This is a genomic window from Moorena sp. SIO4G3 (assembly GCF_010692305.1).
In the GTDB taxonomy this organism is placed as follows: domain Bacteria; phylum Cyanobacteriota; class Cyanobacteriia; order Cyanobacteriales; family Coleofasciculaceae; genus Moorena; species Moorena producens_A.
Window position 1 is genome coordinate 1 of the sequence record NZ_JAAHIG010000260.1, and the last position, 12,857, is coordinate 12,857.

Sequence of the window (12,857 nt, forward strand, 5' to 3'; positions counted from 1 at the left end):
TCTCTCCTACGTAGGCATAGGCAGCAAAGTGCATGACTGCACTGATATCATAGTCACTAAAAAGATTGTCGAGTAATACCCGGTCATTGGTATCACCGACAACTAACTTCACCTTGAGAACATCTTCGACTATGTCTCGATGACCATAGACTAAATTGTCTAGAACCACCACATTGTAGCCAGCTTCCAAGAGGGCTAATACAGCATGGGAGCCAATATATCCGGCTCCCCCCGTAACTAGCACAGTTGCTTTGGATTGCGACACTTGAATACCTCGCTAGTCTAGATTTTTGCTTTTACCAAATTATTCCCTGGGATGACTTATAATTCCGCAAACTTCGGTACAATAGTAATCCCATTAGTAGATGCCAGAGTTGAGTTGGTGATGCTTAAACCTAATTGTGACGCAATAGTCAAGCTGATTCATTATTCCGGTTAATTATTTTGGCTTCAAGTCCCACCTCCTAGCGGTAAGGGGGTTGTAGGATTCAATGGCTGTCAGACGCGCTTTGACAATAATTAAAACAATACTCCATCCATAAGGATGCTCAGGGCGGATTGCGTCTATAAGTCTGGGGTAAGGTAATGTTTCTGACATAATCACAACCAAGATGGATGGCTTTACGGAACCCTGTGGCTAATAACAAAGGCTTGGTTGTCATCCCACACTTTCAAGATGGTAAAGTGTGGGTCGTTGTCACTGTGGGTCTCTAATTAACTAACTTGATAATCAACTAATTTCACACGACCAGTCTGAACATGATCAAATATCCGGTTAATCTGGTGGCGTTCTGCGTCGTTTATATTGTAATCGCAGAGGAAGGCACTCGTCAGCTGTAAATACTCTTGACGGCTCAATTGACCTCTGGTAATCATCTGGTTTACCATTGTCTCTATGTCCAGCTTGGATTGGCGTTCGGATGTAGACGCTACAGATTTATGGTTTGGTCGATGGGAACTGAAAAATGCGGATTCTGGGGATAGAGCGGTTTTCATGGTTATTTCGCACCTCTGTATAATTCAATCGAGCCAACCTTAATGGTTAGGGTCAAAGGAAGTATTGCGAGTAAAGAATAAATTTTGATGGTAGAAAAGACAGTTGGCTGAAAACCTCCTTGACCATTTATTCTCTTTACCAGGCAACCTGGCAATGTCTTTACCCGTTTACTTTTATCATGACACCGCCAATAAAAGCAAGATATCACAGCAAAGAAAGAAAAAAACGACTTAATTATTAATGCTACCGACTGATTTGCTAATTAGTAGACAAAATGGCGAAGAAATCATTCCCAAACGGTTGCTGATTAACAATCAGACCTGTGCTATGGCAGCTGAGTTAATCGACTGCTTTATTGAGGCTACTGGTAGTACCCAAGGGAACCTAGATCGTAAGTTGTCCGATTGGGAAGGAGATAGCCCTGACTACCGGGTTAAACGAGGTTTAGCCCATATTCTTAAAACGAGCTTCAGTACCTTTGAAGTTGTTAGCCCCATAGACCCTAAGGAACTCCGCCAACGAGTTTTTGCCCTGGCGGCTCAATCTGTCCCTAGTCGCCAGGCAACTCAGACCACTCTAGAAAGCGTGAGCACTGCTTTATCTGAGGAATTAAACCAGGAAGTGTTGCCTGAGCAAATTTCTAAAGGACTTTATGCGGATTTACACGAAAATCGTATTCTGACTCAGTTCGATCACCCAGCACCAGAGGCATTACTGCATCGCTATAATTTATCTCAAGTCCAGGGTATTTTTTATCGAGCATCTGAGATGACTCTGAATGCTCACCGCAATGTTCCAGGGGAGTATAAGCTATTAATCCGCTATTTGAAGTTGTTTCAGCTGATGACTTACATTGAAGGGGATGCGGATCATGGCTTCACGATTACTATTGATGGACCGACTAGTTTATTTAAGCCGAGTACTCGCTATGGTTTAGCGATCGCAAAACTGATTCCAGCCTTACTACACGTTACTAAATGGAGTCTCAAGGCTACCTTACAAAGCCGTGACTCTTACAGCGGTACGATCAAAACGGGGCATTTTAGTCTTAATGACCGCTGTGGCTTGGTGACTCACTATCCCCCTGGTAAACCCTACGACAGTATGTTAGAGGCTTCCTTTGCGAAGCGTTGGGAATCTCAGAAAACTGAGTGGGTCTTAGAGCGAGAAGTGGATTTAATTCCTATTCCTGGTAGTGTGATGGTGCCCGATTTTCGGCTTGTTCATCCTGATGGGCGAAATTTCCTATTAGAAATTATTGGTTACTGGCGTCCAGAGTATTTAAGGAAGAAATTTGCTCAGGTGCGCAAGGCGGAATGTGAGAATTTGATTCTGGCGATTTCGGAACGGTTAAATTTGGATAAAGCTGGGGTTACGGTTAAGAATTTACCAGCTCAAGTTGTTTGGTTTAAGGATAAACTTTCACCGAAAGCTGTGTTGGAGCTTGTGACTACTCCCACATCAAATCAGAGATTATGATGTGGGCTTCTCAAGTTCACAAATGAGACTTGCTGCTCCTCGATATCCTGTATCGATTTACCACAGCCATTCAGCGGCAGTCCAACCGCCATTAATGCGCGATTCAAAATATTGAGACCACTGTTCCAATCGCGGTCAATCTTGACCCCACAAATCGGACAATGATGAACTCTATCACTGAGATCTTTCTCAACTCGGGCTCCACAGTTGAAGCATTCAATACTTGTTCCCCGTGGGTTAACTTTTTCGACTAACAAGCCGCGTTTGACCGCTACTGCTTGCAGGATTTCCAGAAAAGACCCCCACGCGGCATCGTGTATTGATTTTGCTAGCTTCGTTCTAGCTAAGCCTTTGATATTGAGGTCTTCATGAGCAATCAGGTCGTAACTACTACATAACCAATGGGCAACTTGATAATGAAATTCCTTTCGACAGCGGGTTAAATGAAGGTGCAATAGAGCTACTTTCTGTTTGGCTTTCTGCCAATTTTTAGAACCCTTCACCCGGCGTGACATCAACCGTTGAGCCTGTGCTAACTTGTTTTGTGCTTTACGGTAAAATTGAGGAATTGGTACAGCCTCACCATCTGATGTGGTCAGAAACTTCTCTAAACCCACATCAATACCAACAGCAGATTTAACTGAATCCACAGGTAACAACTCAGGAACTGTGTCATCCTTGATTGAGATGCAGCAATACCAGCCATCAGCCTTTTTGATGATGGTACATTGCTTCAAGGTGAAACCGGACGGTAACGGTCGGTGCATTACCACAGGCATAGAACCGATTCTACTCAGCTTTAGTACACCATCGATTAGGTGCGCCCCCGCTCTGGTATTGTTAACCCTGGGGAACACAAACGACCGAAGATCTCCAGGCTTTTTGAAGCGAGGTCTACCGCCCCGCTTGCCACTGGCATCCGGTTTACGCCATCTATCCCAGGCTTTATTCAGCCGTTGCAGATTCACCTGTTGAGTTTCGGCGTAGATTTGCTTGTACTTAGGGAACAGTTTCTTAGTTTCCTTGAGGGCCGCTTGCTGGCTGTAATAGGTGACCGGCTCAGCTATGTCGCCAATCGCTTCACTCACAATACTGCATCTATCAACTCGACAACGAGTCCTGTTGAGCCAGTCAAGTCTTTGGCCTAGTGCATAGTTCCAATGTCTACGCAACAGTTCAAGCCACCTTTCCATCGTGGCAATTTGTTCAGCATTCGGCTTGATTCGGTAGCAATAGGTTAATAGCACCATGTTATTGTACCACTCACGATGCTGTATGAGAAGCAAAATATCCCGTCGGGCAATTCCCCTCCCGTTAAATCACGCGATTATAACGGGAGACCCCTTGCCCGTTTAGTTGGAATAGTTTGGGGAAAGGTACAGTTGTTGATGGTTATAGCAGGGAGCAGGGAGCAGGGAGCAGGGAGTAGGGAGTAGGGAGTAGAAACCAGAAAGCAGCGCGGTCTCGCGCTGCATCAAGACAGAGGTAATAAAATTAGATTTACCTGATTAGAATTAAAAACGCTATAATTATAAATTTAAGGGTGTGGCGGGACAAACACTCTATATGGTATCGCTTTTTTGTGCGTTACATCGAAGGCAAAGAAGTTGAAGATTATCCCAGGTAGTTAAACCACCTTTGCTAAAAGGATGAATATGATCAGCTTTAAGCTCTCGAAATCCTTTGGGTCCTCGAAATAATCTGTGACACAGAGGACAGACATATCCATTTAACTCGCTATTAAAATTCTGCCTAAAGTAAGCTTCTTTCCAAGTTAAAGGAAAAGTTCTTCGCCGAGAATTACAGGGAGATAGTCCTTCGGATAAATCAACCATTTTTATGTCTATTTATTCAATATTAATCTAACAATTTCAACAACTTTATCACACTGTTGCTTCTGTCCTTTTTCTCCAGTCCATTGACCTTTTGGTTCTGGGTATCCATTTTTTTCATCAAGTATCTCTCTGGCTTTATTTCGAGGGGTACGAATGAATTCACTAGCATGATTCCATTGTGTATCTGATACCTGTTCGGGAGATACTTTTAGCTCAGCAGCTCCGGCTATAAACAGAGCAAGCTGCTTGTACTTATCGACACTAATTCCGCTAAAACCTCGTGATAAAATAAATTGCATCCAATTAACAAATATGGGAAAATACTCTCCTGAAATAACTTGAAAGTTTGAAAGGATTTGTTTGCTTCTTTCTTCTTTTGAATCTTCTTGATACTGAAGTTGACTACAGTAAATATCTAAGGCGTTCTCCGTTGAGCCGTTAAAAAACATTTTGAGATGATTCGGCCTTTTCAATAAATCATCAAGTTTTTGACGTTCAAGACAGATTAAGTACCACAAAAACATCAATGATGGTGTTTGACCTTTTGCTTTTTCTTTACCCTCCCACCATTGATACCAAGGCTCTCTAGCTTCATCAAATTTATCCCAAGGATTAGAAAGTCCTTGTCTTTGCGCTAACTCAATCATTCGTTGAAAAGGCTTTGTAGTAGAGTTGGGTTCATCCTCTTCACTCACCTCTTCATTAGTGCCAGTAGGATTATCATGAATTCCAACTAAACGAATAAAGGTTACACTTCTAGACTGACTGTAATAAGCTAAACGAATATCTTGACCAGAAAGAGGAGTTCCTCCTTCGTTGATTCGTCTAAATATTTCTAGCTTAGTTTGTAACTCTATACTTTTAGGCAGATAAATTATAGTCAGCGGATAATCATTAAATATATCTTTAAGATCATCCTCCAATTCGCTGTATTTTTTGCCGATATATAGATGAGCTTCTGGTAGAATATAGTCAATAGTTTTATCATCACTAATCGAAAACTCATCATTAGCAAAACTTCTGAGAGTGTTGAGTCGTTGTTGCCCATCAACTACTTCGTATTTTCGGGTATCATCTTCACAAAAGAAGAAACCTGGAATAGTCAGATTGTTAAGAATAGACTCAATAAAAAGTGATTGTTTCCTAAGGTTCCATTGATTAGCATCTCTCTGGTAATCAGGAATATAGACACGCCCTTTTTTTAACCTTCCTAAGATTGTGTCTATGCTTTCGCTTTGAGCTTTTGTGGTGTCTTGTACTAAAGGTTCAAACATACAAGTTAATTCTGATCCTTTTAATCACTACTGGAGGCATACTATCCTGGGTTATAGCTATATACTTCCCTGTTAACATTCCCAACTAACAGGATTAGCTGTAGCAACCCAAAATACTCGCCATGCCCAGCAGAAAATCAGGGCAAGCCCAAGGGTGGTGCATGATAAGACAGGCTGTGCCAGGGGCGAACCAGCGAAAAATCAGCGCGAGCTCGTCCCTAATCCACCCTACGGACTATAACAGTTACCAACGGCAATCTAGCCCTGCAGTTTCCCCACAGGATTATTCCTTCAAAGGTGTGTCAAATATCACCACATGGTGGAAATTGGGCAGCAAGCGGTTGAGAGCTTGCTGATACGCTTCCGCATCACTGCGCCGATTAAATCGCGCTACAGTTATGCGTTGCATTTTAGGTAGGTGCCGAATGACACACCAAGGCTTCAATCGGTCTCGGTATGTTTGTCGAGTTGATATCATATAGTGAAATACCCCATTTCTATGGGTTGTTTTAAGAAAGGCGATCACCCAGTAGTTTTGCGGCCTCTTGGGTGATCGCCGAATATTCTATTTACTATTAAATATGTAGTTGCGTAGTTTGTCAAGTCCAAAATGGGATTAATTAGGTTACGAGTTCGAGAATTAGCGGCAGAGAAGGGTTGGACCTTGAAAGAACTTTCCGACCGTTCCGGAGTAACCTATAGCACTGTGGCTAGTTATGCCCGACGTGACGCCATGAGTATGACGGACTTTACAGCAATTCTGAAGCTAGCTCGCGCTTTTGATGTTATGGTTGAAGATTTGGTAGAGGTTATTGAAGAGTAGGGAGTCGGGAGTCGGGAGTCGGGAGTCGGGAGTCGGTAGATGGGGAGTCAGAAGGAAATACTATTTTATATAGATTGACTGGGGGCGGGTTGACTTTTGAGATGACTAACACGCTAAACCCGCCCCCAGGGATTCAATGGCCAAATTACGAACTAGTAAGTTGCTGTTAACCCAAATCTAAATCCGTTACTGCTCCGACACTACTGGAAGAGACTAAGGCGGCATACTTTGCCAATACCCCTGTGGTATAACGGGGTTTGGGTGGTTGCCAATTAGCGCGCCGTTGTTCTAATTCTTGATCGGACAGATTTAGTTGTAAGGTACGCTGATGGGCATCAATGGTAATCATATCTCCTTCTTGGACTAATGCGATCGCACCTCCAACCGCTGCTTCTGGTGCCACATGACCGACTACCATGCCATAAGTACCGCCAGAAAATCGTCCATCGGTAATTAATCCGACGGAATCACCTAACCCAGCACCAATAATGGCTGAGGTGGGAGCCAGCATTTCCCGCATGCCTGGACCACCCTTTGGTCCTTCATAGCGCACCACAATCACATCACCAGACTTGATATTACCGGCCAAAATCGCATCTAAGCAGGCTTCCTCGGATTCAAATACTCGCGCTGGACCGGTGATTTGAGGATTTTTTACTCCAGTAATCTTTGCGACTGACCCTTCTGTAGCTAGATTGCCTTTCAGAATCGCTAAGTGTCCTTGAGCATACACAGGATTATCCCAAGGACGAATTACATCTTGGTCAGCAGGGGGTTGATCAGGTACATCTGCTAACACTTCCGCTATCGTTTGGCCGGAAATAGTCAAGGCATCCCCATGGAGCAAATCATTGACTAACAGCATTTTCATGACTTGGGGAATCCCCCCGGCGCGGTGCAAATTCACAGTGACATAACGACCACTGGGTTTGAGGTCACACAGCACTGGTACTTTAGCCCGCATGGTTTCAAAGTCATCAATGGATAACTCTACTCCAGCAGCATGGGCGATCCCTAACAGATGCAAGACGGAGTTGGTGGAGCCACCTACTGCCATAATTACTGCGATCGCATTCTCAAAAGCCTTACGTGTTAGAATATCCCTTGGTAGTATTTGCTGGCGAATTGCTTCGACCAACACCAACGCAGATTTTTCAGCACTATCAGCTTTTTCAGCATCTTCCGCCGCCATGGTAGAGGAATAGGGCAAAGTCATCCCCATTGCCTCAAAAGCAGAGGACATAGTATTAGCGGTAAACATACCGCCACAGGAACCAGCACCAGGGCAAGCGTTGAGTTCCACTGCCTTGAGTTTAGCATCATCAATCTTGCCAGCACTGTGTTTCCCAACCGCTTCAAAGGCACTAACTACCGTTAAATCTTCACCATCGAGATGTCCTGGTTTAATCGTGCCACCATAAACGAAAATTGCTGGGATATTCATCCTGGCAATAGCAATCATCGCTCCTGGCATATTCTTATCGCAGCCGCCAATTGCCAAAACGCCATCCATACTTTGGCCATTACAAGCGGTCTCAATAGAATCAGCAATTACTTCCCGGGATACCAGGGAATATTTCATCCCTTCCGTTCCCATGGAAATCCCGTCACTAATGGTAATGGTACCGAACATTTGAGCCATAGCACCAGCAGTTATCAATCCCGCCTCTGCTCGTTTGGCCAAATCATTTAACCCCACATTGCACGGAGTAATAGTGCTGTAGCCATTAGCAAGACCAACAATGGGCTTAGTAAAATCGTCATCAGTGAAACCAACAGCCCTCAGCATCGCTCGGTTAGGCGCTCGCTGAACACCTTGGGTAACCACTTGGCTTCTCAAATTCTCCGGCATGGATATGTTCCCCTCAAAGGTTAGAGTCTCTATCAGAGATTTTAGATTTTGCTATCAAAATTAGCCATCATCAATCCCTATTGCCTATTGCCTCTTGCCTGTTGCCTATTGCCTATTGCCTATTGCCTCTTGCCTCTTGCCTGTTGCCTATTGCCTATTGCCTATTGCCTATTGCCTCTTGCCTCTTGCCTCTTGCCTACTCCCCACTCCCTAATATTTCATAATTGTCTGACTAATAAACGATTACACTATCATTGCGCTTTTTGCTGGCACTTTGGCAAATAAACGTAGCATAGTCTAGCAATAATAATTCATATTAGATGCCATATAGCAGAACCACCTAGCTGATTAGTTGTCAAGATTAAAGGAATCATCATGGATGGGGCAGAATTACTGAAGCGATATGCTGCTGGAGAACGAGACTTTCCAGAAGCTAATCTAGAGGGAGTATCAATGGCCGGAGTAAACCTGAGCCAAACTAACCTACGACGTGCTAATCTCAGTCAGAGTTGTCTCAAGGGCGCTATCCTTAAAGGTGTCAATCTGCGAGAAGCGAATTTATCTGGTGCAAATCTACAGGGAAGTGACCTGTGTGAAGCCAACCTCATTGTTAGTAACCTCAGTCAAGCCAATCTAGCCAAGGCTAACTTGAGTAATGCCAATCTACGCAGTTCCCGCCTGATTGGAGTCAATCTCAGTAAAGCTAATCTGAGTGAAGCAATTCTGAGTGAGGCAATTCTCCAGAATGCTAACTTGAGTCAGGCAAAACTAATTAGCACATCCTTGAATCGAGCCAAGCTTTCCCAAGCCCTTTTGGACGGAGCGATTTTAGAAGGAGCATCCCTCAACAACTCTATTCTGATCGAAGCGAATTTGATTGGGGCAAATTTGTCCCATACCCTACTCAATGGAGCCAACTTGACTAAGGCCAATCTCAATCAAGCAGACTTGAGTGGTGCCATAGCCAGTGGCTGCACCATGAGAAACACTATCCTAACGGATGCGAATCTCAGAGGAGCAAGGATGAGTTGGACAATTCTCCATGGTGCTAATCTCACTAAGGCTAATTTATACCGAGCTAACCTGTGTTGGTCGAATCTTAGCGAGGCAATATTGATTGAAGCTGTTTTAATTGATGCTAATCTCAACCAGGCTAACCTGCGTGAAGCTAAACTTACCAAAGCGATCATGCCAAGTGGCAGTCAGCATCAATAGTTGAACAGTTCAAGCCAGATTTTGATCAGCCCAATCACGACCGTTTCCCTTGTCTATTAGGAACTTGAGCAATTCTACTCAGCGGATCTGATGGCGTTCGCATAAGCGCGGAAGCTGAGGCCTTTGGCCAATCGCACTGGATAATAAACTGACATTCGCCTAAAATTTCTTAAAACTTAATCAACTTTTCCTCAGTCAAACTGTCATCCCAGGGTTTAGTATGACATTCGGTGAATAATTAGCTGGAAGTTCCTATAATTTTATGTCCCTTGCACCTCTGTCTGAGGCTTTTGAGAATAATCGCTTTGAAAGTATTAGTTTAATTGCTACCGATATTGATGGCACCCTAACTCTGAGTGGCAAATTTACTTCCTCCTTATTCCATGCCATAGAAGAATTGACCAAGACAGGAATCCAAGTGTTGCTCATTACAGGTCGTTCCGCTGGCTGGGTCAATGGTCTGAAAACTTATCTGCCGATCATGGGAGCGATCGCAGAAAATGGCGGTATATATTTCCCCAAAGATAGTGAAATCCCAGAAACCTTAACCCCTATTGAAGATTTAATCCAGCATCGCCAGAGTCTCAATCACACCTTCCAACTCCTCAAAGCTCAATTTCCCCAGCTACAAGAATCTGTGGATAACCGCTTTCGGTTGACTGATTGGACATTTGATGTTAAAGGATTAGCCTTTGTCCAATTACAAACCCTAGCAGAACTCTGTCAACAACGGGGTTGGGGCTTCACTTACAGTACAGTTCAGTGCCATATTAAGCCAATCGAGCAAGATAAAGCAACAGGCTTGCTGCAAGTGTTAACCAGAGACTTTCCCCAACTCAAACCAGAGGAGATTATGACCGTTGGCGACAGTCCTAATGATGAGTCTATGTTTGATACCAGCAAGTTTCCTTTATCAGTAGGGGTGGCTAATGTCTTAGACTACACTAGTTATTTGACTCATAAGCCAGCTTATGTGACTTCTGCTAAAGAATCTGAAGGCTTTTGCGAGTTAGCACAATTGTTACTACTGAAAACCTTTACTGGATAAGTGGTTTGGGCTGCACGGCTTGGCTGATTAATGGAATGATTTAGGGTAATTGGTAATTGGTAATTGGTAATTGGTAATCGGTAACCGGTAATTGGTAATTGGTAATCGGTAACTGGTAATTGGTAACCGGTAATTGGTAATTGGTAATCGGTAACCGGTAATTGGTAACCAGACATGATATCAGTTGTTAATTTTGCTATAGCGTTTCCATTTGATCTGTGAAACAAGCACTGTCTTTAACTAAGACTTTCAGCTAGTTTTGTGTTCACGACTCATTTAGAAACGCTATATTTGAATTATCATTGTATTGTTTTTTTTTTTACTAAACTTAAATAAATCTTTACATAATTAAAATGAATCACGTTTATCATGTGTATAAATAATACAAAAATGTAAGCGAACAGCGATTAGAGCTACGCGCACGGTACTTGGGTACTTGATGTGCTTATGCCCATAGCACAGGCTACTGGAGGTGCTTTTGAATAAGCGATGCAGAGGTGCGACCCGTGGCGAATTTAATTACGGGTCAAACGCACCATTACGGTCTTGGGGAGGCAGCGCCGACCTGCGGGGGTCTCCCCCATGAGCGACTGCCGTGGTTTCCACGGGGCTGGAGAGCGATGCAGCGCCGACCTGCGGGGGTTTCCCCCACTCGCGCTTTGCATGGCTGACAGGTGCGATCGCGGTGTTCCGAACACAGACCCATGCGCCATGAGCGACTGTATCAAGACAAGAGTTAAGCATTCATTTAATCTGAGTTACGTCCGAGGGTCGAAGCCTGTGCCACAAAGCTGTTAGCGTAGCGTCCCCAACGGCCAAGGGGTTTTAGCCAAACTTTAAATTCTCATTAATCTCGAACTATTAAATTCTCCTGTTTGCGTATCGGCGCACCCTAGGCAAACGAGGTTTATTTTAAGCATGATAGCTGACAGCACCTCAAGTAGCGTGGTCTAAGGCCAACGGCTGAGTGCTTACGATTTTATGTCTCTAACAATGGGATGCACCTACTCCAATTACCCATTACCCATTAAGAAGTAATAATTACTAATTATCGGTTACCCATTACCTATTATTAATGATATTTATTTGTTGTAAATCTACCGAATAATTGGTATTGGCTATTAGTTGTCATGGAGTGCTCTACAGCTTTTTTAAAGCTTTCACAATTAATTGTTGGATTTAACGCCACAAGTAAAAATTTACTTAAAGGGATTATAGAAATAATTTTTTAGACATCTGAGGAAAAAGCTTTGCTGATAAACACTCCAAAATTCAATAAAACATCGGTTGAACGCTTAGTAAATTTTTGGTCAAATCGCTATGTACCAGATTTATCAATTATCGCTAAAAATCATGATTTTTTAAAGATTTCTGATTTGCTAGACGTTGCTTCTAGAAAGGGGCGCACTCAAACAGTTACCAAGTTACAGCGTTTAATCCAAATTAATTGTGAGTGTGCAGGAATTAAAACAGATGCTATGTTTTCCTATATTCCTAATGTGGTTAATTTGACTGAAGCTAAGCGAATTGCTGAATTTGTTGGCTCCGTGTACCAAAAGGTACTGGAAATTTACCAGGAGCAATCGCCGAATCCTAGTTTAATGGCAGCAATACGACTAGGAGAGACAATTAATTTCTTCACAGATTTATCTAGCCCGTGGACAATGGTAGCGCTAGAATTGCCAGCCATAGAAAAGCTAGCCACCTCTCTCGAACCTGTATTGCGGCAAATGCGGGAGCAACATATATCAGCAAAAGACCGTAGAGCCATTGGTTTTGTTACCACACAGTTTCACTTCAGCACTAAATTAGTACTCAATCGGCTGACTTTGCCAGAACAAATTTTGCTCAGTCCCTACTTTAAGTTTGTGGAGGAGCAAGTTTCTATCCCCTGGCAACGAATCTGTAATGCAGCGGCTTTGCATGATTTTAACTCACCTACCTTAGCGTTAGTCGAGCAAGTCTTACCTGCTAGTCAGGATATTGCTCAGACTGTCTACCAACGCACAGAGCAATTGCACTCTGGTCATTTTAGCCGTCGGGGAGGGCTGGACGATCCAGGAATTAAGGCTTCGACTATCAGAGATTTAGAAATGTTCCAGGGTTACCTATGGCTATGTGCTTTGGAAGGGAATATGACATCAATAGAACAGGAACTGTTGCCGTTGTGTTTACTGGTATTTCCTAGTGTAGACGTAAGTTGGAAACTGGCGGAAAAAATGTTGCAGTTACTGGTGGATGAACTAAACGCTCGTGTAGAGTCAGATCAGATCTACCTGTTGCTTCCTTATACTCAAAGACTGCTGGAGTTATTCTCTGACCTGGAGCAGAAGA

Annotated in this window: 17 protein-coding genes; 5 read left to right on the forward strand and 12 right to left on the reverse strand. The window is 43.4% G+C overall.

The features are described from left to right. From F6J99_RS31680 to F6J99_RS31690, 3 genes are all read right to left on the reverse strand, one after another. The coding region (locus tag F6J99_RS31680) for an NAD-dependent epimerase/dehydratase family protein (RefSeq protein ID WP_293118927.1) at window positions 1–265 on the reverse strand (265 nt) is incomplete at its 3' end. A 174-nt stretch (window positions 266–439) separates the two neighbouring features. Further along, the gene (locus F6J99_RS31685) at window positions 440–598 is read right to left on the reverse strand and encodes a hypothetical protein (RefSeq protein ID WP_293118929.1); all 159 of its coding nucleotides are present in this window, start codon (window positions 596–598) and stop codon (window positions 440–442) included. A 116-nt stretch (window positions 599–714) separates the two neighbouring features. After that, entirely contained in the window at window positions 715–996 is a 282-nt protein-coding gene (locus F6J99_RS31690; RefSeq protein ID WP_293118931.1) for a hypothetical protein, read from the reverse strand. Window positions 997–1,237: 241 nt separating this feature from the next. On the opposite strand from F6J99_RS31690, the gene F6J99_RS31695 reads away from it, so the two are divergent. Further along, a complete protein-coding gene (locus F6J99_RS31695; protein WP_293118933.1) occupies window positions 1,238–2,476 on the forward strand; it encodes a DUF790 family protein in 1,239 nt (412 codons plus the stop codon). Here F6J99_RS31695 and F6J99_RS31700 read toward each other — a convergent pair. The 5 genes from F6J99_RS31700 to F6J99_RS31715 form a co-directional block, all read right to left on the reverse strand. Continuing rightward, window positions 2,464–3,726 carry a transposase gene (locus F6J99_RS31700; RefSeq protein ID WP_293118935.1) on the reverse strand — a complete coding sequence of 421 codons (1,263 nt, stop codon included), beginning with the start codon at window positions 3,724–3,726 and terminating at the stop codon, window positions 2,464–2,466. The genes F6J99_RS31695 and F6J99_RS31700 overlap by 13 nt on opposite strands. Window positions 3,727–3,828: 102 nt before the next feature. Continuing rightward, on the reverse strand, window positions 3,829–3,951 hold the full coding sequence (locus tag F6J99_RS31705; RefSeq protein ID WP_293118937.1) for a hypothetical protein: 123 nt from the start codon (window positions 3,949–3,951) through the stop codon (window positions 3,829–3,831). A gap of 87 nt (window positions 3,952–4,038) precedes the next feature. After that, window positions 4,039–4,311 (reverse strand): HNH endonuclease signature motif containing protein, encoded by a 273-nt coding sequence (locus tag F6J99_RS45760; protein WP_365974631.1) that lies wholly within the window; start codon window positions 4,309–4,311, stop codon window positions 4,039–4,041. 8 nt (window positions 4,312–4,319) lie between these two features. Continuing rightward, on the reverse strand, window positions 4,320–5,585 hold the full coding sequence (locus F6J99_RS31710) for a DUF262 domain-containing protein (protein ID WP_293118940.1): 1,266 nt from the start codon (window positions 5,583–5,585) through the stop codon (window positions 4,320–4,322). Window positions 5,586–5,868: 283 nt separating this feature from the next. Further along, on the reverse strand, window positions 5,869–6,063 hold the full coding sequence (locus F6J99_RS31715; protein ID WP_293118942.1) for a hypothetical protein: 195 nt from the start codon (window positions 6,061–6,063) through the stop codon (window positions 5,869–5,871). Window positions 6,064–6,195: 132 nt separating this feature from the next. Between F6J99_RS31715 and F6J99_RS31720 the strand changes: the two genes are divergently transcribed. Further along, window positions 6,196–6,408, forward strand: a complete 213-nt coding sequence (locus F6J99_RS31720; protein ID WP_070391668.1) for a helix-turn-helix transcriptional regulator — start codon at window positions 6,196–6,198, stop codon at window positions 6,406–6,408. On the opposite strand, the gene F6J99_RS31725 is transcribed toward F6J99_RS31720, so the two are convergent. Beyond that, window positions 6,395–6,520, reverse strand: coding sequence for a hypothetical protein (locus F6J99_RS31725; RefSeq protein WP_293118944.1), 126 nt, complete (start codon window positions 6,518–6,520; stop codon window positions 6,395–6,397). The genes F6J99_RS31720 and F6J99_RS31725 overlap by 14 nt on opposite strands. 54 nt (window positions 6,521–6,574) lie before the next feature. Continuing rightward, a complete protein-coding gene (ilvD, locus tag F6J99_RS31730; RefSeq protein WP_293118946.1) occupies window positions 6,575–8,260 on the reverse strand; it encodes a dihydroxy-acid dehydratase in 1,686 nt (561 codons plus the stop codon). A gap of 375 nt (window positions 8,261–8,635) precedes the next feature. On the opposite strand from ilvD, the gene F6J99_RS31735 reads away from it, so the two are divergent. After that, entirely contained in the window at window positions 8,636–9,475 is an 840-nt protein-coding gene (locus F6J99_RS31735) for a pentapeptide repeat-containing protein (RefSeq protein WP_293118948.1), read from the forward strand. 262 nt (window positions 9,476–9,737) lie between these two features. Next, the gene (locus F6J99_RS31740; protein WP_293118950.1) at window positions 9,738–10,523 is read left to right on the forward strand and encodes an HAD family hydrolase; all 786 of its coding nucleotides are present in this window, start codon (window positions 9,738–9,740) and stop codon (window positions 10,521–10,523) included. Here the strand turns inward: F6J99_RS31740 and F6J99_RS45765 are convergent. After that, window positions 10,445–10,699: a hypothetical protein gene (locus F6J99_RS45765; protein ID WP_365974635.1), complete on the reverse strand. Its 255-nt coding sequence runs from the start codon at window positions 10,697–10,699 to the stop codon at window positions 10,445–10,447. The genes F6J99_RS31740 and F6J99_RS45765 overlap by 79 nt on opposite strands. 343 nt (window positions 10,700–11,042) lie before the next feature. Then, window positions 11,043–11,267 carry a hypothetical protein gene (locus F6J99_RS31750; RefSeq protein ID WP_293118952.1) on the reverse strand — a complete coding sequence of 75 codons (225 nt, stop codon included), beginning with the start codon at window positions 11,265–11,267 and terminating at the stop codon, window positions 11,043–11,045. Window positions 11,268–11,773: 506 nt separating this feature from the next. On the opposite strand from F6J99_RS31750, the gene F6J99_RS31755 reads away from it, so the two are divergent. Next, window positions 11,774–12,857 (forward strand): hypothetical protein (locus tag F6J99_RS31755; protein ID WP_293118954.1); only part of this gene is annotated, 1,084 nt, incomplete at its 3' end.